Origin of the sequence: Paenibacillus sp. FSL R5-0914, assembly GCF_038004525.1 — a bacterium.
Lineage (GTDB): Bacteria > Bacillota > Bacilli > Paenibacillales > Paenibacillaceae > Paenibacillus_AQ.
This window is the reverse complement of the sequence record NZ_JBBORH010000003.1, coordinates 1,256,470-1,279,241: the sequence shown is the minus strand read 5'-3', so window position 1 is coordinate 1,279,241 and position 22,772 is coordinate 1,256,470. Positions and strand designations below refer to the sequence as shown.

General features: G+C 42.1%; 16 protein-coding genes. 3 read left to right on the top strand and 13 right to left on the bottom strand.

The window, feature by feature from the left end; all coding sequences use genetic code 11:
* Positions 1 to 116: 116 nt before the first annotated feature.
* Together coaA and MKX60_RS28780 are read left to right on the top strand one after the other, a co-directional pair.
* Positions 117 to 1,052, top strand: a complete 936-nt coding sequence (gene coaA / locus MKX60_RS28785; protein ID WP_339270052.1) for a type I pantothenate kinase — start codon at positions 117 to 119, stop codon at positions 1,050 to 1,052.
* A 162-nt stretch (positions 1,053 to 1,214) separates the two neighbouring features.
* Positions 1,215 to 2,240, top strand: a complete 1,026-nt coding sequence (locus MKX60_RS28780; RefSeq protein ID WP_341061662.1) for a glycosyltransferase family 8 protein — start codon at positions 1,215 to 1,217, stop codon at positions 2,238 to 2,240.
* A 112-nt stretch (positions 2,241 to 2,352) separates the two neighbouring features.
* On the opposite strand, the gene MKX60_RS28775 is transcribed toward MKX60_RS28780, so the two are convergent.
* The 7 genes from MKX60_RS28775 to MKX60_RS28745 all read right to left on the bottom strand — a co-directional run bounded on the left by MKX60_RS28775 (position 2,353) and on the right by MKX60_RS28745 (position 9,782).
* A complete protein-coding gene (locus MKX60_RS28775) occupies positions 2,353 to 3,594 on the bottom strand; it encodes an RICIN domain-containing protein (protein WP_445670775.1) in 1,242 nt (413 codons plus the stop codon).
* A gap of 261 nt (positions 3,595 to 3,855) precedes the next feature.
* Positions 3,856 to 4,665 (bottom strand): acyltransferase domain-containing protein, encoded by an 810-nt coding sequence (locus MKX60_RS28770; protein ID WP_076283283.1) that lies wholly within the window; start codon positions 4,663 to 4,665, stop codon positions 3,856 to 3,858.
* 404 nt (positions 4,666 to 5,069) lie between these two features.
* On the bottom strand, positions 5,070 to 5,717 hold the full coding sequence (locus MKX60_RS28765; protein WP_042186601.1) for a hypothetical protein: 648 nt from the start codon (positions 5,715 to 5,717) through the stop codon (positions 5,070 to 5,072).
* A 134-nt stretch (positions 5,718 to 5,851) separates the two neighbouring features.
* Positions 5,852 to 6,373, bottom strand: coding sequence for a flavodoxin family protein (locus MKX60_RS28760; RefSeq protein ID WP_076283284.1), 522 nt, complete (start codon positions 6,371 to 6,373; stop codon positions 5,852 to 5,854).
* 20 nt (positions 6,374 to 6,393) lie between these two features.
* Positions 6,394 to 6,816, bottom strand: coding sequence for an FMN-binding protein (locus MKX60_RS28755; RefSeq protein WP_218640832.1), 423 nt, complete (start codon positions 6,814 to 6,816; stop codon positions 6,394 to 6,396).
* A 118-nt stretch (positions 6,817 to 6,934) separates the two neighbouring features.
* Positions 6,935 to 7,516 carry a TetR/AcrR family transcriptional regulator gene (locus MKX60_RS28750; protein ID WP_076283286.1) on the bottom strand — a complete coding sequence of 194 codons (582 nt, stop codon included), beginning with the start codon at positions 7,514 to 7,516 and terminating at the stop codon, positions 6,935 to 6,937.
* A gap of 181 nt (positions 7,517 to 7,697) precedes the next feature.
* Entirely contained in the window at positions 7,698 to 9,782 is a 2,085-nt protein-coding gene (locus MKX60_RS28745; protein WP_341061658.1) for an alpha/beta hydrolase fold domain-containing protein, read from the bottom strand.
* A 204-nt stretch (positions 9,783 to 9,986) separates the two neighbouring features.
* On the opposite strand from MKX60_RS28745, the gene MKX60_RS28740 reads away from it, so the two are divergent.
* The gene (locus tag MKX60_RS28740; protein ID WP_076283288.1) at positions 9,987 to 10,352 is read left to right on the top strand and encodes a VOC family protein; all 366 of its coding nucleotides are present in this window, start codon (positions 9,987 to 9,989) and stop codon (positions 10,350 to 10,352) included.
* Positions 10,353 to 10,468: 116 nt separating this feature from the next.
* Here the strand turns inward: MKX60_RS28740 and MKX60_RS28735 are convergent, their stop codons facing one another.
* The 6 genes from MKX60_RS28735 to MKX60_RS28710 all read right to left on the bottom strand — a co-directional run bounded on the left by MKX60_RS28735 (position 10,469) and on the right by MKX60_RS28710 (position 22,743).
* Positions 10,469 to 14,590 carry a beta-N-acetylglucosaminidase domain-containing protein gene (locus MKX60_RS28735; RefSeq protein ID WP_341061657.1) on the bottom strand — a complete coding sequence of 1,374 codons (4,122 nt, stop codon included), beginning with the start codon at positions 14,588 to 14,590 and terminating at the stop codon, positions 10,469 to 10,471.
* 19 nt (positions 14,591 to 14,609) lie between these two features.
* Positions 14,610 to 15,476, bottom strand: coding sequence for a carbohydrate ABC transporter permease (locus MKX60_RS28730; RefSeq protein ID WP_339246646.1), 867 nt, complete (start codon positions 15,474 to 15,476; stop codon positions 14,610 to 14,612).
* A gap of 13 nt (positions 15,477 to 15,489) precedes the next feature.
* Positions 15,490 to 16,386: a carbohydrate ABC transporter permease gene (locus tag MKX60_RS28725; protein WP_341061656.1), complete on the bottom strand. Its 897-nt coding sequence runs from the start codon at positions 16,384 to 16,386 to the stop codon at positions 15,490 to 15,492.
* Positions 16,387 to 16,472: 86 nt separating this feature from the next.
* Entirely contained in the window at positions 16,473 to 17,846 is a 1,374-nt protein-coding gene (locus MKX60_RS28720; RefSeq protein ID WP_341061655.1) for an extracellular solute-binding protein, read from the bottom strand.
* 211 nt (positions 17,847 to 18,057) lie between these two features.
* Positions 18,058 to 21,969, bottom strand: a complete 3,912-nt coding sequence (locus tag MKX60_RS28715) for a glycosyl hydrolase family 95 catalytic domain-containing protein (protein ID WP_341061653.1) — start codon at positions 21,967 to 21,969, stop codon at positions 18,058 to 18,060.
* 54 nt (positions 21,970 to 22,023) lie between these two features.
* Entirely contained in the window at positions 22,024 to 22,743 is a 720-nt protein-coding gene (locus MKX60_RS28710; RefSeq protein WP_341061652.1) for a cohesin domain-containing protein, read from the bottom strand.
* Positions 22,744 to 22,772 lie beyond the last annotated feature (29 nt).

Below are 22,772 nucleotides of genomic sequence, written 5' to 3'. Positions count from 1 at the left end.
TTCTCCATAATGTCCATACTAATGTCGATTGCTATGAATGGAATCAAGTTGAATGAACGGTTATAATACCTAAGTGCAGGTGAATCTTTAAAAAACTCAGGGATGTGGAAACTTTAATGGTGAATAATTCAGCATATACACTTTATTTACGTGAGGATTGGAAGAAGCTAAGCGATTTCACCGCTATCCAATTATCAGAAGAAGAGCTTAGTGATATCCAAAGTATTAACGATAAAATTTCGATTGAGGATGTAAATGAGGTCTATCTTCCTCTATCCCAATTGATACATTTGCAGCTTCAAGCCTCTCATACATTTAAAGATTCTATAAATCACTTTCTTAATAACGATCTTAAAAAAGGTCCATTTATCATAGGCATCGCCGGAAGTGTCGCTGTTGGCAAGAGTACAACCGCTAGACTTCTTCAGAAGCTCCTCTCTCAATTACCTTCTCATCCAAAAGTAGATTTAGTTACAACTGACGGGTTTCTACTTCCCAATGCTGAGCTGGAAAAGCGTGGAATCATGAAGAAAAAGGGATTTCCTGAAAGCTACGACACACGTAGTTTAATTTCATTTTTAACTAAAGTGAAGTCTGGTGTTTCGGGTGTTCAAAGTCCTGTATACTCGCATCTAACTTATGATATCGTGCCAAATGAATGTATTACGATCGAGAACCCGGACATCCTAATTGTTGAAGGATTAAATGTTCTTCAGACTAGTTTGACAATTAATCAAAGTATGCCAAACTATTTTGTATCTGATTTCTTTGATTTTTCAATTTATGTGGATGCTGATGTGAATAATATTGAGAAATGGTATATTGACCGGTTTATTAAGCTTAGAGATACCGCCTTCCAAGATGAGCAATCTTATTTTAAAAAATATGCACAGTTATCACTAGAAGAATCTATCGAGATCTCGAAAAGAATATGGAAAGAAATCAATTTTGAAAATTTGATACACAATATTTTACCTACCAGAAATCGTGCAGATCTTATTCTATTTAAAAATAACAATCATCACATAGACTGTATTAAGCTGCGAAAATAAATAAGTGCTTTCATAAACCAAGCCTCTGATTTGCAGAGCTTGGTTTTTTTATGTACAAAAAAAATTGGGTGAATATCGTAGGTGTAATGCCTTTATCCTCTCGCCAGGGCAAACGTATACTGTGGTACATTCGTACACTAATGTAGAGAGAGGATAAATCAAATGATCGAAATTGCCTTGGCCTTTCAAGATAAGGATGGAAAATATGTAGAGCATGCCGGTGTCGTTTTAGCGTCAGTTTTTCATCATACAAGTTCCCCAATCCATGTTCATATTTTACATGATGCCTCTTTAACCGAAGTTAACAAGCGAAAGCTCACCAGATTAACCACTAAACATCAGCATACGATTAGCTTTTATTCGATTACTTTACCCGAAGATATGCTCCAGGTTCTTGCCAATATTAATTCTATCGATATGTGGACACATGCAAGTATGTACCGATTGCTGCTTCCCGCGTTAATTCCTTCTGACAAAATTATTTATCTGGATTGTGATGTATTGGTAAACATAGACATCGCGGAGCTGTGGCAGGTCGAGCTGAATGAAAAATATTTAGGGGCGATTTGGGATCAGGGCATTATGGATGTTGCATCTATTGTGAGCGCCAAAGGGCTGAATCCCGAGATTTATTTTAATTCTGGAGTGATCGTATTTGCTTTGAATAATATCCGCCAGAATACGAACTGGTACCAAGAGATGCTGAACTTCTTGCGCACTTTCCCTGATGTCACCATGCCTGACCAGGATGTTCTAAATGCAGTTTTTGGAGCGAATTACCTCCCTCTCGATATCCGTTTTAATTCATTTAACATGGCCATCCCAGATCATGACTACAATAATAAAATTGTCCATTTTGCCGGGGATGAGAAATGCTGGAATAAAGATTCCTCAGGATTTGCGCTATATCGTAAGTTCCTAAATCTAACTCCTTGGAGAGCTTTTAAAGCCAAATTAAAACGAAGAAGACGGAAGGTCAGCTATGTTAAGCGGCGGTTCATGCGAAAAAGTAATAGACGAATCATTTATAAACGTAGAATTAAAATTATTCGCACAAGAATCTCACCCCTTTCGCTGTTTCAATTGAAATTAATTAGAACGATTAGGAGAAGAAAAGGGACAGTAATCAACACAAGAATTCAATATCAACGACGTATTAAACGTAAAAATACAGCCCCTATTAGATAGGGGCTGCAGGATCTCGAGAAACCCAAGGCCATCCAGTGAATTGGGTTTCTCGTCATTCTGAAAAACGGCATCTCTGCCGTTTTTCTTAAACATGATCGTATAATAGATCCTTTTAGTTCACTTTAGTAAAAAACCATTTCTGAGCATCGCTTCCGTTATCCGTCCACTGCTGAACCGCTGCGCCATCTGCGGTTGAGGCTCCGTTTACATCCATAGCTAATCCACTCACTTTAGAAATTAATTTGTAGTAGCCACCCCCTACATCTACAATGCTCCACCGCTGAGCGTTGGTACCATTGTCATCCCATTGCTGCAACTGTACGCCGCTGACGGTTGATGAGTTCGGTACATCCAACACTTTTCCACTATGCACTGCTGTCAGCTTATAGTAGCCGTCTCCTGTACTTTCCACCTTAAATTTCTGATTATTGGCTGTGTAATTGGTCCATTGCTGCATCTTTGCCCCACTTGCTGTGGACACATCCACTACGTCCAGAACCTTGCCACTAGCCTTGTCGGCTAAAGTATAAATCCCCCCACTAACGATGTTTGAGGTAGGCGCGGATTGATATACACGTACATAATCAACCAGCATTTGCGCCGGGAAAGCAGTTGAAGTGTTTGGACTTCCAGGCCAATTCCCACCAACAGCAAGGTTTAGCAGGATAAAGAAGGGTTTTTGGAACTCCTCCGTATTACCCGTTCCATTCTCGATATAAAAAGCATTAAATTGGTTGCCATCTACAAACCACTTGATATAATTCGCATCCCATTCAACGCTGTACACATGGTATTGAGAGAAATCCAGATTTCCGGATACCTGCCCATACTCGGCATGCCCATTGGCATCCCAGTGTACCGTCCCATTAACAAAAGCATTATTGTTCACACGTTCCATAATGTCTGTTTCACCGGATTTAGGCCAACCTACTGTATCAATATTTGATCCAAGCATCCAAAATGCCGGCCAGAGTCCTTGACCCGAAGGCACCTTAACTCTAGCTTCGATTTTCCCATAGGTAAAACTTTTGAGTCCTTGTGTTTTGATCCGTGCAGAGGTGTAATTCATTCCACCGTAGGATTCTTTTTGCGCTGTAATAACCAGATTTCCACCCGTAACTTGCAGGTTCTGCGAACGACTAGTATAGTACTGAAGTTCATTGTTACCCCAGCCACCGCTCCCTGTGCCGATTTCGGCGGACCAGTTACCAGTATTCAGAGAATTCCCGTCAAATTCATCACTCCATACCAGATTCCAGTTCGAGGCTGCACTTGAATTACCTGTAGGCACTAGAGCAATCATGAGTGTAAACAGCAGAAATAGACTTAGCATTTTTCCTTTTCTCAACATCATCGTCTCCTCCTAATAAATGAAAAAATTATAGGACACAGGAATGCTTAAGACGATATCTGCCCAGGGTCAGCCCAATGGAATCACCTCTTTGATCTTATTGATTTCATTGCACGGCGCGCTCGTACATCTGAAACCGGTTTCGTTTTTGGATAAAACAAAACACTATCCCCAAAACCAGCTATTACAGCCAGAGTCAGGTTAACGCATCACTTCATTTGCAGTGTACGTCTTCTCTATCCGTAATATGCCAAGATTTCAACCTTACTTATGTACTTTAATCCCATAGCCACTTCCTAGTTTACCTCCTGCAATTAAAAAGGCTTTTGCACGCCGTTGCAGTTGGGTGTTCTCTTCGTACTCTTGAGGGGTCATACTTAGTTTACTAAATATTCTTTCTTCTGCTTCCTTGGAACTTTTATCGACTTCATAAATGTAGAACCGACTTTGAAACTGAATAATGTTCGATTCTGGATTCAAAATCTCACTTAATTCCGGATCAAGCAGCCATGAATGACAAATAAACACTGGAGTTATACCTCTAAAAAAAAATCTGGCTAACTGAAAGGATTCCTCGACACTTTGAACGGATAAAGGCTCTCCCGCTGGAATGTGCACATTAAGCACGATTTGATTGGTAAAGATTTTACAACCATCAACAACTAAATCGCGGTCCATCGCAAAAGGTTGAAATTGCATTCTTCCCAAACGAAATAAACGAAGCTGAACATGCTCTTGCAGCCAGTTATATTCTTCAATACCATATTCACCGTAATCACGTAGACATTGCATGCACCAGATCTGAATATCTGAGAATGTATCATAATAGATCTCATCCTCAATGTTACGAATACGATACTCTTCATAAGCATCTACTGCGAATCTCACAAATAAATATAATAGTTGCTTTCGATAGCCCTCCGATGCTTTCACAGATTCAAAAAAAGAAAATCTGTCAAAATAAAAATGTTGTTTATAAACTAGATATTCATCCTCTTTCATCTGAAACTCATAAACCTGCTGTCTAGCCGCTGGATCAAGCTTTATCCCTTCACACAATGCTCTGATGTTCACTAGAAAACCTCCTAAAAGACTACGTTAAATCATAGCCTTAAATATACATTCTCACGCGCTGGAATGCTAAATTCATAACTATAGAATCCATATCGTGTTGTGCATAATATAGAATCAAGTGCTTCTGTTGTCAACGGAATCGTTGACCGCACTCCTCATGGCTTTGCAGTAATAGCTCTCCGATGGCGGCTGTGGTACCAAAAGTCCCATCGATTTGGAAGATTGCGCGAAATAATCAATGGTAGTATCCACCATATACGGATGCCCATCAAAAAGATTAGAATTTCAAAAGCGCTTCTAAAGTGAATTGACTCTACGGATTGTAAGAACTCATAAAATAAAACAAAGAAACGGCATTTCTGCCGTTTCTTTGTTTTATGGATGGCCAGGGCTCTGAGCCTGTTTTACTCCAATCCATGTTCCTTACGGATGTTATACATGCCTTGAACAAGCAGCTCGGAAGGATCCCGATTCAATTGCAAGTGCGTTAACAATAAATGCAGTGGGAACGCACAAACGTTATTCCCATCGCTTATCGCTGGAAATCCAGCCTCGAAAACCGGACCTAGTTTTTCGTTCCAAGCTAGACCAACATGTACATCTTCTGGCGCAAATTCTTCGGTGATTTCTTTTATACATTGCGGGACTAATACATTGTCTATGATCGCTTTAGCTTCTTCTTCACTTGAAGGCGGTTTTGGAAGCGTTTTGCCTCCCTCAATCTTCATCAGATCAACAAAGAATGAAGCCATCCATGCTGCAGGATCCTTACCCGATTGGAATCTTGCAATCAATTCACGCAGAAAAAAGCCACAAGAATAGACATGGTCTAACTCAGACTTTACGTGAAAAACAAAAACCGGGCCGTAGGCCTCCATATTCAACACTTGTCCTTCAACGTCTTGAAAGTGCACTCTCAAAGCTACGAGACCGTTATGATGAACAGCCATCACTAGCTTATTCATATCCTCCTCAGACATTTCTGGATCATTGGTTATTTCCTCGTTCTCGTTTAATGTTTCTTCGTTCTCATTTGTTATCTCATTGGTCATTTTAAATTCCCTCCCGCTCCTATCATACCATCTAGTGAATTGAACTGACACTTTAATAATAGACAAATTCCTACCAGTTGAGGAGAAAATAAATAAACGGCATCTCTGCCGTTTATTTATGGGTCAACTCTTACTTAAGTCACATCCATTATTTTCTTCACTACTATACTGGTTAATTGTTTGATATCCCCAGGATCTAACTTGTAAGCAGAAGTAGCTTTTCGTGTCGGTTTAGGATTCGTCGATATTAAGTCAGCGATATACAGATCTATAAATACAACGGGATCAGCCCCAGTTCTTTTCCTGAGTTCGCCTGGTACCTTCGTGTTGGGTCCGTCCGCTCCGCCACTGATTGAAATAAAACCATACTTGTTCGGGTTTGTTTTCAAATGCTTTAAATAGGGTCGGAGTGGTGTGGCCACTTGCCCCATCCAGATCGGCCCGAAAAAGAGGATCAAATCATACTTCACTAATACATTAGGTGATGGCTGTACCAACGGTATCCTGCTGAAAATCATATCCATTGTAATGGAACTCAATGTCCGCGGCTTGGATTCAGAAATCTGAAAATATTCAGATGACAGTTCTTTAGCCACACTGCCAGCTAATGCATCATTGTTGCCTGTGAATGAATACGATATGACTGCAATATTCATCTTAGCCCTCCTGAAACGAATTATTTCGTCTTTGCTTGCTCCAGTGCATTTTCTAGTGCCTTAAGATGTGCTTTAGAGGTAAGCGTTGCCCCACTAATAACGTCTACCTGAAGGGATTGTGATTCAATCACATGTCTAAACAAATCACCAATGCTTATCCCCCCCTTCATTTTCAGCGGATTTCCATTTTTATCTAAAGCGCCTTTGAATATTTTAATATCTAAAATTTGACCCTCAGATATTGATGCCTGAACCTTGGTATCTCTGGAATGATCCTTTGTGCCGATATATTCTCCCACATAGGTTCCATCACGCAGCTTTTGGAAATCAATGACGTTGATAGTAAGCTTCTGAACTTCACGCCTCCCTGGAGCGCTTAAGAGAATCCCTCCCCATACGATGACTACAATCACGACGAAGATGATCAGTATAACCATCCACATTGAGATCTTCCTTTTACTTCTTACAACAATGTTCATTCGCATGCCCCTCTTCTCAGTTTTTGAATGAATATTATTATATTCATTCACTTTAAGAGATAAAAAAACTGCCTCATTCGTTCTATTTGGGGCAGTCTGTAAGACCCTTCATGATTAGTTCCATCATATGGTCCAGTAGTTGTGGAAAGAACTCCAGTCCTATTTCTTCCTTGTGGGTTTCCACATTGATCATGGCGGCGAAGACCATCATAATCATTTTGCTGTCCATATCGCTTCGCATCTTGCCTTCGGTTTGCCATTGCTGCACAATTTCATGGAAGCTGTCATATAAGAAATCGTTCACCTGAATGCCGGTTTCTTCTCGATAAAGCTGTTCGATTTTCCCAAAAACACTTTTGTTGTACCATTCCTTTAGAATGGGGTTGGATATTATGCCTTCCACATTGAGTGCCATCATCTGCCGAATTACAATCACAGGGCTTTGGGTCATGTCAAGGGATTCCATACAGTTTTTTTTGAGTTTCGCATTTTCTTCAAGAAAGATATCCATAAAAAGCTTTTCCTTAGAAGGATAATAATTGTAAAAAGTTCCTATAGCTATTCCAGCTTTTTTTGTAATGTCCGAGACATTCGTATCCTTAAAACCTTTATTGCTAAATATCTCTTTCCCACAATCATAAATCTTTGTTTTTTTATCTTCCACTTTCCGCATCTCCATGAATGAATAATTATTTTTTCATTCATATCATAATGTCAAAAGTTGGATGTGTCAATGCAAAACTTATTTGTTATCTTTTCGTTCATTGAGCGACAATAAAATAAAAAAACGGCATCTCTGCCGTTTTCCCGATAGTTACAGAAACTTATAGTTTCATGAGATCCTCTTAATCCATCAGGTACAGATCCCCGAAGGCATTAACATCCTTCGAAGAACCTATGCCACTATTGTATTCCAGCCAGCCTCTACGCCCCTCGCCGTCATTATCATTGACCAGCAGCGAAAACTTAAGCTTCATTCCTTGCTTCACCTGCGTAATGTCATGGCTCAGTTCACGCCAGGGTATGGCTAATTCGTAGCTGGTTGTTGAATCTGAACGACTCACCGCATACTTTAGCTCTAGGGCATCATTTATATTGAATCCCATTGGGGTTAGCCAGCGCCACTTGAGTAAATTCCCTGCATTTCCCCGAGCCACACCTAGTTCATGATACTCCGAGGGTACCGTTCCGTCTAAGTTTGCAATACCAATCCCAATCTGAATGCTGTCCCCACTCCAAATGGCATCGCCTGATGCCGACTGTTCATGCTTGTCATCTATAACTTCTACCCCTAGATAAAGGTTATCCTCGTCCCAAGCTAAGGAACCGGTCGCACTGATATCCTGCTTACCTCGCCAATTGATTTTGATATCCTTCACATCAAAGCGAGCCAGATCACTCCAATCTGTTAGGTTACCATCAATTTCAACGGGCTTACTGAGTTTTGGCAACAACAGCGCGTTAAAGGAATCTAACGTCGTCTGCAATAGATTACCTATGTCATTATAAGATTTAAGAGTCCGTTGTCCTCTAGCAAGCTCAGGAATCTCTAACCGCACACTCTTTCCTAATTCCAGATTCTCCACAGTGGCGTTGTAGGTCCCCTGAGTAGAACGTTCTGTATCATAATCGGCTTCCACAGAACCATTGAAATTGTTCGTAGACTGATTAGTAACATCCATATGAGTTTTTATTTCCTTAGCAGCTTCATCATAAAATGTCTCATATTTCACCATCAGCGGGTCGATTACGTTAACATTGACAGCGAAGCTCATTGCCGTTTTAGGATCTTCTCCTCGTGAGACAAACAGTGTATCGTTTCCTCGCACCAAGCCTTCCGGAACCTGTATCCGAAGTCTGTCTTCTTCCTCCTGCTCACGAAGTATCCAGCCCTCAGGCAAATCGATGTTCATCGACTCCTTCGCAGGAATGCGATAGGCCCCAGGCAGCTTAATATCAAAGGCATCGCCGGAAGCAATCGAAATCCCGGAATTCTCTGGCAGCTCTGCAAGATCAGAACTATTCATGACATTCCATAGAAAATGTGTTGTCGTCTCCATAATTTCATCGATGTATTTATCATTCTTGTAGTCATGTCCGACACCTTCCATGGTGAGTAGATTATGATACACCCCCTTCTCTTTCAGCTGTTCGGCCAATTCAACACTTTGCTGGTACGGCACCAGTTTGTCTATCGTTCCATGAATGATGAGGACCGGCGGCAGCTTGCTGTCCGCACTTTTCGTCAGATCACCGCCATAAATATCAACAATAGAAAATACAGATTTAATGATGGAAGGATCCTGTGATACATATTGATTGACAAAGTTTATGGCTAGATGTCCCCCCGCCGAATCACCACCGATAACAATACGGCTTGCATCCATCCCGTAAATCTCTGCGTTATCGTTGATCCATTTAATCACATCGGTTATATCTTCATAAGCGTCATTAAGTGTGCGGCTGAAATTAGTAAATGGATCTTTTTTCAGCCTATAATCAACGGACAATACAGCATATCCTCGCTTCGCCAATCCCGTAGAAAAGTCTGCTGCATCGTTCTTATTCCCTTCTGTATAACCACCACCGTGAATGAAAATAAATACAGGCCTCTTCTCGTTATTATCGCCAGACGGCTCGTACAGATCGAGTTTCAGCGGTTCTACAGCATCTGTCTCATTCTTCTTGCTCGCATACAAAATATCTCCTTTCACAGTAACCTTATAAGCAGGAGTCAAGTACTGAACAGGAATTTGTCCGTTATTGACAGTAACTTTAGCCGCTGATGTACTACTGTCAGTAGTAATCACGTTAGTCACTTCTTTTCCTTCCTTTTCTAAAGCGCTCTTATTCTCTCGGTTATGCAGTAACAACCAGGAACCTAGAACGATTACTAGGATCGTAAGAACGTAAATAAGCCTACGCTTCATTATGACAACCTCCCAGAATGATTTTGGATTTGAAAAAGTAATATAATTCCAATATCATCATTCTAGAATTCAAGGCATCGTTTAACAATTATGTATTCCTTCGTGAGTTAGGTTTAATATTACGAACTTTTAGTGAACAAGAAAGCGTATAATTAAGTAGAATCGGCTTTGTCATAGAAATAGATAGAGGAGGACATTACAATCATGAAGTTGAGAATGAATTGGGTAACGCTTAGGGTGCGCGATCTGGAGGCTTCCCTTGATTTTTATAACCGGATTCTGGGGCTTCCCATTGACCGCAGATTTGAGAGTAGAGGAAAACAAATTGTTATGTTAGGCACGGTGGATCAGCCCAAAATCGAGCTTATTCAGGGTAGTGATCCGGCACTGAAGCCGGAATGCGGCGTTTCTGTTGGTTTCGAAGTGGAATCGCTCGACGATGCCATAGCGTATTTGAAAAGCCAAGGCATCCCCGTCGCACGTGGACCGATCACACCAAATCCCCATCTGCGATTCTTATATATACTGGACCCGGACGGCTTCGAGGTACAGTTAGCGGAGCATAGCTAGGCTAGCACTCTTCAAGCAAAAAAAAGGAAGTGTCCCAAAAGCCATGAAATGGCTGCGGTGACACTTCCTTTTTTTTGATTATATCTGCTAATTTGTTATAGGTTGAAGGCTACTACTCATTCTGTTATCTTACGAGCTACCAGCGCCAAGTCTTTCAAATCAATCACACCATCTTTATTGATATCGGCACGTTTGGCCTCAGCCCAATCCGGACTGCTGGTATCCTTGCCATAATTAGCAGCGACAATCGCTAAGTCACCGATGGACACTTTGCCATCTTTATTGATGTCACCAGTCATACCAGGCTCCGGCTCCTCTGCAGTTATCTTGAGCTTATGGCCCGACGTAACAGTTTCGCTCTCCTTGCCTTCCGCATCTGCTACGATCACTTTTTCAATCTGAATAGTACTCTCTGTAGCTTCCGCTACTGTTTTAGTACCGAAATCCAAGGTTAACAGCTGCAGATTGCCAGTCACAGCATTTCCCGCACCTTCACTCACCACCAGGAGTCGTAGTTTTCCAGGCGTGTGATTAGCAGTTTCAAGCACCTGGATTCCACTACGCAAGGAAGTAGCAGCCTTGAATTCCAATAGCTTAGGATCATAGTTCATGGTTATATCCATCGCATATACAGCATCTGTTACACTTTTTACCCCAAACGCCAGTTGAAAGTCATTACCTCCAGCTACAGTGTCTACCCCAGACAGAACAGAAGTCATCTTACCCGATGGATCAACCTCACCATTCCCGTCTTTTTTAACGGTAATGATCTCGTGGATTTTGGGTTTAGTCGAACCCTCCCACTGAATCTTCACTTCAAACACATTACTATACTTGGAAGTATCAAATGTATTATAAGATGAGGACAGGTTACCTATCTTATGCCATCCTCTCGCATCTCGCACGGAAACCGCAGCGTTTGAATTATCCGATGGATTTTGCAAAACTATCACTTCTTTTACCTTTGTATCCTTCGACAACTTATAATTTAAGGAACCCGTATTCCCAGTACCCGGCATATAGAAGGTGGATAGCTTTTGGTCAACGGACAGAGACGCTTCATTCCCTATAACTCCAGCAGGTTCAGCCTGAATAGCCGGATTGGCAGTTCCCGGTCTTTCAATTCCTTCATTAACCAAAATTTCATTGAGCGCGAGCCATGCATCTTGTGTTTCTGTTGAAATTAATCTTACATATCGGGCTTGCTTGCCGCCGTCAACTTGAACTCGCTTATAACGGTAAGGCACCTCGTGTTCTGGGAAATTCAAACTCCGATCGCTCGGATTAGTAAACATATGGATCGTATCCCATGTCTCTCCGTCTAGCGACAGCTGTAAATCTCCTTTACGGAAGAAATCTCCTTCACCGTCTCCAATCACGACAGCTACATTCTGGACATTCACCACACCGCCCATGTCGATCTGAATATACTTCCCTTTCGATTGAATCGAACCGAACCAAACCTTGTTCTCTAAAGAAGTATTGTACACGTTGTTGATAGAACCTTCATAAATGCTTCCGTAATTATGAGTAATCATAGGTGGAGAGAATTTGTTCAGCTTGATCATGAGCCTTGTCAGATCTACAGTGATATTCTCAGTTCCCTTGTTTATGATCCGGAAATAGGCAGCACTAGCAAACGCCCCATTCCCCTCATTAATCTGTTCCCATTCCACACCGTTCTTTGAGGATTCTAACCGAACTTCTCCGTTTGAAGCTTTCAACACCACTTGCGTGATCTCTTCAATGGATTTCAAATTAATCCCAACATATTGGGATGGCTTTAATGTGATTCCGTCCATATTCGATAATTGCACAGAATTATCTGCTACCATAACAGGAGTATCCTTCAACTCTGTCACATCGGTGTAAATGGATACCTTATCTTTACCTGCATTTACGGAAAACTCGCGAACTGCCGTCCATAAATCAGGCTTACCTCCAGGTATTCCAGCATGAGTCAATCGATATCGAACCATCCTTGCCTCCACATTGAGCCCGGAAGCAGAAATTTTATACCCGGAACGCTCTTCTCCGATTGCAGTCCATTCTTGACCGTTCACGGAATACTCAAGAAACCCCCTTTGGAATATATCGTGATCCGCATCATTTCTACCTTGTGTGATCGCAATTTCTTCCACTTTAATGGTTTTTCCAAAATCAACACCATACCAGTCTCCATTCTGTTGAAGGGTCTGAATATAGACGTTCGTTGCTAAATCTCCGTCTACCATCAGGTTTAATCCTGAAGGAGAACCATAAGAGCTTACAGCTAGAGGTTTAACATATTCCGGGTCCACCAAAGTATAAATCTGAGCATCCAGTTTATTGATGAGCTGCTCAGCAAAAGGAACCAGCCGCTTTGCTCCTGCCTCAACTGTCACATCTGGAGAATTAAGCTTCTCAATTTTGAATGTTTTGGATAAGCTTAATGCGCTTGTGGCCTTAGCCAGTGCTTCCCATGCCTGATCAACATTCTCTTTCTGGATTGCTATCGCAGAGAGAACTGCCAATTTATCGGCAAGAACGACATTTTGCAAGCTATTTAGCCATGGATCAATTTCTTCTTCCATATTTTCATTCGTGTTATTTACTCTAAACGACGCGATGGCATCCAATACTAGATCAAATTCTTGAATCAATGTATTCCCCGTCGTTTCTATCGGCTGACCACTTGAGTATTCACTTAAGAATTGCGCTAGCTCAGCTTTGATATTTTCCGATTCACCTACTACAAGTCCATGACCGCTAGGCGATGGGTCACTCATATGATAGGCGATCGTATTAAGCTCAGAAGCAACTTCAGGAGCAATATGCTTAAATGAATCGAGCCAGCTCTCCTCTTGATCAAAATCATCTACATTCCAAGTGTAATCCGCAACCGCGAATATACCGATCTTAGATAATTCCGCATGCTTCATAGGATTAGACACTACACCTGAAATATTATGTGTACCTGGAATGAGCACTTCTGCTTTACCGAGCAGCAGTCTTGCATCCTTATAGTCATTCACTGGCCAGTTTAACCACATATAAGGGTCTCTTCCATGTGCATCTTTGGGCCACTGCATATCTGCCGCGTTAACAGAGGCAACAACGCCGTTCCCGGTCCACATTATATCTACATTCTCTGGCACATTTCTCAAGGCTTCAAGATAGGGTCTGCCAGTCGTTCCTGTCCAGCTTTTATTATAATATGGAGGACAATAAATTAATGATTTGACGTCTTTCTTGGACGTTACCCAATTCGCAACATCCGTAATAAGCCTAACATGTTTGTCCTTATCCACTAACGATTGTGATGTGCTGATATCATCCATAAATAGTCCAAATTGACGTACGCCTACACTGTACAATTGTTCAAGCTTCGCAAGTAAGGTTTGGAGTTCAGCATCATAATTGTTCCAATTGATCATATTGAACCCTGGATGAATCGCCCATACAAACTGCGTCTTGGATTCATGACCGACATCCACCAGTTCTTTGATCTTGGCAAGCTCAGCTGCAGGATAAGGTGTTCTCCATTGCGCGTTATGGTACTTATCATCTTTAGGTGCAAAAATATAAGTGTTCATCTTTAGTTCTCCACCAAAACGCATCAAGCTCATTCGATCTTCATGTGACCAAGGTGTGCCGTAAAAGCCTTCGATAAATCCCCGCGAGCGAGTGTCAGAGAAATCTTCGATAGTGAGATTACGAACCTGCAGATCAGGAATTTGATCAAAAATCATCTTCAGCGATGCCAGGCCATAATAAGCCGCATCCGTATTTTTACCTAATATCGCAATAACACCTTTATTCTGTTGCTTGGTGCTAACGTTAAGAACATAAGCGTCCAGCTCATTGAAGTGATCCGCCTCATAGGGAATATTCTGAGTGAAGTAGTTGTCTACATAGCCTGATGAATTTCTAGTTCCCAAAAAGATATTTGTTTTCCCTGCTACTACAGCTCCTGACTCAGTGACCTGAAGTGATTTGGAATCCAGTATCCTTTGAAGCAGCTTTCTTGTCGGCTGGTCAATCGAATCTTCAATAACAACGTTTACATTTTGTGTAATGGTTAAGGTTGTCTCTTCTTCGGTTTGTTGCTGCGGTAATGGATAGATTTCATAGGATTCCGTTAATTTTGCATCTTTTTGTGGAAGATCAGAAGCTACATCCGCTGCAGCTGCAAAACTGGAGAACAAGCCGGCCACCATCATAAGTGTAATGAAGATACTGAGAATCTTCTTCGGCATTTCCTTAACCCTCCTATAATTAACCTTTCAACGCACCTGCTGTTAACCCACCCGTAATTTGACGTTGATACAACACATACATCACAATGACAGGAATCATAGAAATGGAAAGACCCGCAAACAATGGCCCCCATTCCGTTCTGTACTGCATTTCCCCTTGCATAATGGCTATTCCGACAGGAATGGTGTATTTCGCTGGATCGTTGATCAATACCGTGGCCATGATGTACTCATTCCACACCGTTAAAGCATTCATAATTCCTACTGTGATTAATCCTGGCTTCGATAATGGCAACATGATCTTGAAGAAAACGCCGTATAGTGAAGATCCATCAATTGTTGCGGCTTCTTCAAGCTCACGGGGAAGTGCCTTGAAAAATCCAACCAGAAAGAAGATACCGAATGGAAGGATGCCAATCGTTCCGACAGAATAAACAAGCGTGAGCCCTACTAAGGAGTTGGACAAATTCATATCTCCGAGAAGAAAGAACAATGGTATCAATCCGAGTGTGGTTGGAATCATCATTGAAGCAACGTATACAAAATAAAACAGGCCTCTAGATTTAAAGGTAAACCGAGCTAATATATATGCTGTTGTAGCAGCCATAATAAGCGATAACAGTGTACTAGCCACGGTTACTATAATGGAGTTCAGGAAGTAATCTCCAAAGTTTGCTCTGCTCCACACATTTGAATAGTTTTCAAAACGAAAAATAGATGGGAAATCCCACGGTTTCCCGAGCATAACCTGCTGATTATCCTTTAAGGATGTCAGGAATGTCCAAAGAACAGGATATAAGACTACCAAGCTCCACAAGATGAGGAAAAATCGAACTGCAATTTTTGATATCAGCAGAAGTGGTTTTTTGGCGGGATTATCGTTCAAAGTATTTTCCTCCTTACATTTCAATGGACTCTCGGTGAAGAATGCGCTGCAAAATTAGAGTAGTGATTAAAGATAACAGTAAGATCAGCACCCCGATGGTTGCCCCGTAGCTTAAATGGAACTGTTTGAAGCCCATCTGATACAAATAATAACCGAGCACTTGTGTCTGATTATCCGGGCCACCATCCGTCATCAGCTTAACGATAATAAAGGAGCCGTTCAGTGTTGTGATTACGATGTGAATGATAGAGGTTTTGAATTGCTCCCAAATCAGGGGTAAAGTAATTTTAGTAAACTGTTGCCATTGCCCCGCACCGTCAATACTGGCTGCTTCATATAGCGAGGAAGGAATACCTAGAATAGAAGCGATAATGAGCAGCATATAGAATCCGATACCAGCCCATACACTAGGAGGAAGAAGTGACCACATTGCGAGGTTTGAATCACCTAACCAGTTCGTTTCCACTGGTTTTCCTGTAAATAACGAGATGAATGCATTCAGGAATCCAAGACGGGGATTGTATATAAAACTCCACAATACACCGATAACGGCTACGGAAATGATATTCGGAAAGAAAAACACCACTCGGTAAAAACCGTATTCTTTCAATTTTAAACGGGTTAATGATACTGCGAAAAACGTTGCAAATAACATGATTAAGATGACCTTCCAAAAAATCAAGAAATAATCATTCGAAATGGCTTTTGGTATGATCTCATCCGAGAATAATTGTCTATAATTATCAATACCGATAAAATTCATCGATTCGGAACCGCCTGACCAATCGAAGAAGCTTAAGTACAAGCCTCGAAACAGTGGATAAATAGTAAATAGACAAAAGATAGCAAACGTAGGCAGCAAGAAACTCGCAATAAACAAATTACGTTTCCACAATTTATTTTTCTTCATGAGCGTAAGCCATCCTCCCCTTAAATTTGAAAGAACAATCAGAGGCACCTATGTCCTCTGATTGTTTAGAAAGAAGAGTCATGAACTTACTTCCGGATTTTGGCTGCCGCCTTCTCCATACGGTCCATCCATTCTTCTGGTGTAATAGAACCTTGCAGCAATGCAATGGTTGCATCATTCTCAGCCTGCTCAATGTCCGCGGCCAATTTAAATACAGGAGCAACGATCGTGTCACTACCGTTGAAATATTTCATTGCCGTTTTAACAACATCACTTGCGCCTGAAGATTCCAGATCTGCCTTGACGTTCATCAAAGCGCCAGTCAGCTCAGCCCAACGAACTGCGGCTTGTTTAGTAAAGATAAATTCAATAAATGCTTTTGCTGCATCTGGATTTTTAGCCTTCTTTGCAATTGCAATGTTACTAGTGTAAGGAATAGCCACAAATTTACCGCCTGGCTTTTGCATAACGGAAGGAATGAATCCAAATTTGAAGCCTTCTGGAACATCTTTTTTCATTTCATTTTCGAGCCACAAGCCATTAGGAATCATTGCATCTTTATGTTGCAAGAAGAGCATTTGGGAGTCTGTATGACTCATACCGAACGATGCGTTATCGAAATACCCTTTGTCCCTCATATCAACGATCTTTTTCAAGGTATTCGCTACAGCATCATTTTTGAAAGAACCTTCTTTAGCAGCTTCTTGATCCTTTAAGATCTGCGGATTGTCCCCATTCTCAGATACAAAACCTGTATTTAAGAGACCTCCCACGATGTAGTATGGGTATTTACCGGTATGAATGTAAGGATATACGCCATCCGCTTTGATTTTTTCACTTGTGGCGAGGAAGCTATCCCAATCTTTCGGAACATCCCATCCCTTTTCAGTAAACAGGGTTTCATCATAGAAGGTTCCCCATGATCCGAATACGAGTGGAATCGTATAGTTTTTGCCACTGTAGTCTTGTGGAGGTGCGATCAAGTTGCTCGTAAGCTGCTCGCCGTCCACATTGCTCGCATCTTTAACCCAATCTGTAATATCCATCAATTGGTCGTCGAGCACCATTTGCGTTTCGTTCGAGCCTGCTCCATCGATGTATACAACATCTGGTGGATTACCTTGGATCCAGCGGGGCTTCATTTGCTCGTTGATTTGTGAACCTGCGGATTCCTTAATGTTGACATCTGGGTACTTCTTCTTGAATTCACCAATGACTTCTTTCCACCAACCGTCTCCATAACCACCGACAAAGTATTGGATTTCGAGGTCTCCCGTTACTTTCGGCTCTTCAGGCTTGGGCTCGTCTGTCTTCGCTGGCTCAGTCTGCGTCGCAGCTGTTGTTTTCTCGGGAGCTGGAGCTTCAGCCCCATTTGTCCCCCCGCCACATCCTGCCAGAGACAATACAATGGACATCATAACTAGACTTAATGCCGCTTTCTTTTTACCCTTGCTTTTCATTGGCTATCCCCCTCGAATAAACTTGCTCGACTTCTCTAAGCAATTGATTTTACAATTCTGACTGTAATTCCATTAACACTTTTCCATTATATAGGCTATAAAAACGTAACCACATGATCTCTTTTGATGTGGAGTTGATACTTTTTGTCCTATAGAACCTTTTTTGTTTACAAAAGAAGGACACCTGAGTAAAAACTCAGGTGTCCTTCTCTCAATTCAATATTTTTTGAGCAATTGCTGCTAAATCCATAATGTCGATCTTTCCGTCATTATTAAGATCTGCACGCTTAGCCGTCTGCCAATCTACACTGTTCTGATCTTTACCATAGTGCGAAGCTGCAATCGCCAAGTCACCGATGCTCACTTTACCATCCTCATTTAAGTCTCCGGATTTTATCGGCGGCTGCTCATCTGCCTTAATCTCGACTTCGATATTTGAAAGATCGGCTTCTGTCTCCAGTCCATTCGCGTCACCAAATACAGCACTGCTTACCTTTATGCTCGCTAACTCAGACTTCGTCACTGGCTTTGCTTTGAAGTTTAGTTCAAGCACCTTGGCATCACCGGTTAGACCAGTTCCCGTACTAGCCGTGATTAGGCGAATGGTTCCGATTGGATCATTCTTTGATTCTAACACCTGTATCCCATCGTTCATCGATTCGCCCGAGATGTACTCTAGAAGATTCTCGTCGTACTTCAATCGAATGTCTTGCGCATAGGTCGCATCCGTGACATTGCTAACGCCCATGTCAACTGTAAAGGTCTGACCTTGATTTATCGACTTAGGTCCACTTAAAGTTATCGCAGTAGGTTCATTCCGTTCAACAGGAACATATTCGAAAGCATCAATCATCGCAATGGTATTCGAAGAGGCGTTGTTCTTCGCCCCTTTCACGACAATCTTAATTGTATGTTCCCCTTTGGAGAGATCGGATTGTTGGAATAATACCTGCTGCTTCATCGTCGATGGACCATATCCATCAACAGCCTCTGCGACTAGCCCTCCATCGAGATACACATCGAAATGTCCGTGGTTTGCCTGCAAAGCGCAGATAAATTTAATCGATGTTCCTGTAAACGTGAACGACGCTGAAGCCCCTTGTTGATTACTATAGCTTTCTGTGCCCTTGTAATCGCCTGTGTCACTGTAAGGACTCCACGTTCCGGTATATACAATCGACGGATCTTTATCATCTACTTTTATTGGAAGCACTGGTGGCTTTACACTGGATACAATCTTATATTGCTGTCCTTTCACTGTTGGAAATTCAATCAAGTTCCCATTCACCGTGAAGTTGATGGATTCCTCGCTTCCAACACGAACGACCTTGAATTTATTGGATTGTACAAATCCAGGGTATTTAACAGAAGCCTTATTACCCTGCTTAGAAGTAAGCAAGGCTTCTTTCAAGATCGTACCTTCCCAGCGCATATCCACTTCAAATCCGCCTCTTGCCACAAGTCCTTTAACGTTTCCGGTAGCCCATGCATCTGGTAAAGCAGCTAATAAATCGATACTTCCAGTTTGGCTTTGTAGAAGCATTTCTGCGATTCCTGAAGTTGCTCCGAAGTTACCGTCAATTTGGAACGGTGGATGTGTATCGAACAAATTGTCGAGCGTGCTGCCTCTAAGCTGCTCACCTAACAGTTTATGTGCACGGTTACCATCAAGCAGACGTGCCCATAAATTGATCTTATTCGCTTTACTCCACCCCGTTCCACCATCGCCACGAGAATTCAAGGTGACTCTTGCTGCTGCAAATAACTCCGGATTATTCACTTCATTAATAAGCGTACCTGGATACAAGCCGATCAGATGCGAGATATGGCGGTGCTGATCTGTTGGACTATCGATATCATTCTTCCACTCCTGCACCTGCCCCCAGTTTCCGACCTGCGGCATCCATAGCTTGCTTCGTTTCTCCATGACCTCGTTACGCAGCTGTTCATCGACACCCAAGATTTCACTAGCCTTGATGAACTGTGTGAACAACTCCCAGACTAATTCCTGATCATAAGACACACCGATGGATATATCCCCTTGCTCTGGAGAGTAGGAAGGAGATGATACTAGACTTCCGTCTGAATCTTCGACCAGGTATTTAACCCAGAATTGTGTTGTTTCTTTGATAATGTCATACACTTGGCCTCTTAAAAGATCTTTATCTCCACTAAAAGCATAGTGATCCCACACCTGCTGCACCATGAAGGCGTTGGCAGCCGGTGACCAGCCCCAATAGAAATCAGAGCCTGGTGCAGTATAACCAAATGGGTTGTTGACGGTATGAATCGCCCAGCCTTCCCCTTCAATTCCATGATGTCTTTGGGCTGTTTCCCTACCCGGCTCGCGCAGGGAATCAATATAATCAATGTACGGAATATCGGTTTCCGCTAAGTTAACAACCTCGGAAGGCCAATAATTCATCTGCACATTGATATTCGTATGATAGTCACTGTTCCATGGTGGATTATTTACTTGATTCCATACCCCTTGTAGGTTAGCAGGCAGTGAGCCTTCCCTGGAGGATGCGATAAGCAAATAACGGCCATATTGGAAAAATAATGCCTCCAAGCTTCTTTTCTCTCCGTCACTAGCATTCGTTTTATAACCATTCAAAAGCTCATTCGTAGGAAGATTTGTAGTAACCCCACCAAGATCAAGTGAGACTCTATCGAACAGTTCCTTATAATCTGTCAAATGGGATGCACGCAACTGATTGAATGATTTAGCGGATGCTGCGTTTAGGTTCGCTTCTACAATTTCTTTTGGCGTCTTGTCACTCTTATACGTAGGATAATTATTGGCATAATCTGTTGCAGCGGTCATCAGGATCGTGACAACACTCGCACCGTTTACGGTAAGTTTCCCATCCTTCGCTGTTACAGTTCCTCCTTCATGCTGTACTTGAAGCTGCGCTTCGTATGCCATCTTATTACTGGGTACCTTTCCACTTAGCGTTAGTTTATTTCCTTCACCCTTCACCGTATTGGACGGCTGAGCACCAGTAAGGCGAACATCGAAGGTCATCGGCTGATGCTCATCCGTTGTCAGTCTCATCACCATGACCTTATCCGGATAACTGATGAAATACTCACGCTTGTATTTTACATTGCCCGAAGTATAGGACACTCTTGCCATGGCATCATTAAGATTCAATTCACGCCGATAATCAGAGTACGTCTGAGCACCGCTGTTCCCCGATGCGCTTGTCATCTCCATCTCGGACAATTGAATTTTCGTTCCGCCCTTGCTTACAAGATCGAATTTATAGAATTTATAAGCTGTAGCATTGGAAAAAGTATATGATTTCTTCTGTTTGCGGCTTGCAAACTCTTCATTGGATCTGTTATCTAGCGGGGTCCACTGCTGCCCGTCATTCGAGCCTTTCAGCGTCCAGCTCTTCGGATCCCGATCAGGCACATCATTCCCTGAAGTGAACGAATAGCCGGTAATTACCTTAGCCTCTTCATATGCCCACTGCACCCAAAAAGGTGGTGCTCCATCACCTGAATACCATTTCGTATTTACCGAACCATCGGTTAAATTGGAAATAGGCTCGCCGTATTGTGGATTATCCGAGCTCGCTGTTACCGTATACGCTGACTGACGGTTAAAATCTAAGAACACGTCACCAAATGCTTGATACGCTCCGAAAGAACTATCACCAGCACCCATAACACCAGTAATCTTCCCTACAAGAGCCTTAGCTTCATTAATTTTCCCTTCTTTTAGAAGCTGTCTTATGGTCTCAACATGTTGCTGAGCACCGTCTTTAATACCATATTGAAAATTTGAATCTGCTCCAGGCCCACCGCTCCACAGTGTCTTTTCATTAAATTGAATTCGCTCCTGCTCAACACCACCAAATACCATGCCACCCATATAACCATTTCCGATAGGGAGCGCCTGCGTCTCCCAGTTCGTGGCCGGTGCTTGATACCATAATGACAAATCCTGATCTGTCGCAGGCGCAGTTTCAGCTGCCGACTGAACATCTGCATACACTTTTGGACCTAAAACACCATTAGACGGAAGTATGCTGATAAGTAGCTGCGAGCAAGCGATCCATACAGATAGTAGAATTGCAGTCTTTCTGACTAATCTACTTTTACCGATTGGCATGCGTTGATCCCCTCTCATAATAACAACCACTGATTGTAAAAATGAGGCAACCTACTACTCCACAATCTTTTTCGCAAGTGCAGCAAGATCAGCAATATCTATTTTGCCGTCCTTGTTCAGATCTGCGTGATTAATCTTACTCCAATCTGGACTGGAGGAATCCTTACCGTAATGGGCAGCCATGATTCCTAAATCGCCGATACTCACTTTGCCATCGCCGTTTAAATCTCCAGGTAATTCCGTATTTACTGTGATCTGAATGGTTAAGGATGTCGGTTGGAGCACGGATTCTCCCCCTTGACTGTCACTTATTATCGCTTGAGTAAGCCGGATAACTCCCTCTGTGTCTTGTATTATATCTGCTGCTTTGAAACCAAGTTCAACAATTTCAGCATTGCTAGTAATCGGATACTGACTACCCAAACTTGCCAAGAGAACCCTTAGCTTACCGGGAGTACTTGTAGATGGTTCATTGATAATAATTACGCCTTCCTGCAAAGAGCGAATTGAATCTGGAAGGTATTCCATGACAGCCGGATCAAATTCAAAGGTAATGTCCTGTGCATACACATCACTGGAGACACTGGTGATCCCATACTTCACGGTAAAAGACTCCCCCGGCATAACAACCTTCTTACTCCCTACTAAAGTAGCTGAAGGCATAGGATCAGATGCATCTGCGTTCACTACAGGATTCGTAAAAGATACACAGCTTAAAACCACGGCGATAATGGTCATCATTACCGCCTTTTTGTACCATCGACTATTGTTCAAATTCTTCTCACCTTCATCTTTTAAATTTT

Bases quoted from the DNA above. Each gene is read 5' to 3' on its own strand.
- coaA (WP_339270052.1), top strand. From the start codon at position 117: ATGGTGAATAATTCAGCATATACACTTTATTTACGTGAGGATTGGAAG.
- MKX60_RS28780 (WP_341061662.1), top strand. From the start codon at position 1,215: ATGATCGAAATTGCCTTGGCCTTTCAAGATAAGGATGGAAAATATGTA.
- MKX60_RS28775 (WP_445670775.1), bottom strand. From the start codon at position 3,594: ATGATGTTGAGAAAAGGAAAAATGCTAAGTCTATTTCTGCTGTTTACA.
- MKX60_RS28765 (WP_042186601.1), bottom strand. From the start codon at position 5,717: ATGACCAATGAGATAACAAATGAGAACGAAGAAACATTAAACGAGAAC.
- MKX60_RS28760 (WP_076283284.1), bottom strand. From the start codon at position 6,373: ATGAATATTGCAGTCATATCGTATTCATTCACAGGCAACAATGATGCA.
- MKX60_RS28755 (WP_218640832.1), bottom strand. From the start codon at position 6,816: ATGTGGATGGTTATACTGATCATCTTCGTCGTGATTGTAGTCATCGTA.
- MKX60_RS28745 (WP_341061658.1), bottom strand. From the start codon at position 9,782: ATGAAGCGTAGGCTTATTTACGTTCTTACGATCCTAGTAATCGTTCTA.
- MKX60_RS28740 (WP_076283288.1), top strand. From the start codon at position 9,987: ATGAAGTTGAGAATGAATTGGGTAACGCTTAGGGTGCGCGATCTGGAG.
- MKX60_RS28735 (WP_341061657.1), bottom strand. From the start codon at position 14,590: ATGCCGAAGAAGATTCTCAGTATCTTCATTACACTTATGATGGTGGCC.
- MKX60_RS28725 (WP_341061656.1), bottom strand. From the start codon at position 16,386: ATGAAGAAAAATAAATTGTGGAAACGTAATTTGTTTATTGCGAGTTTC.
- MKX60_RS28720 (WP_341061655.1), bottom strand. From the start codon at position 17,846: ATGAAAAGCAAGGGTAAAAAGAAAGCGGCATTAAGTCTAGTTATGATG.
- MKX60_RS28715 (WP_341061653.1), bottom strand. From the start codon at position 21,969: ATGCCAATCGGTAAAAGTAGATTAGTCAGAAAGACTGCAATTCTACTA.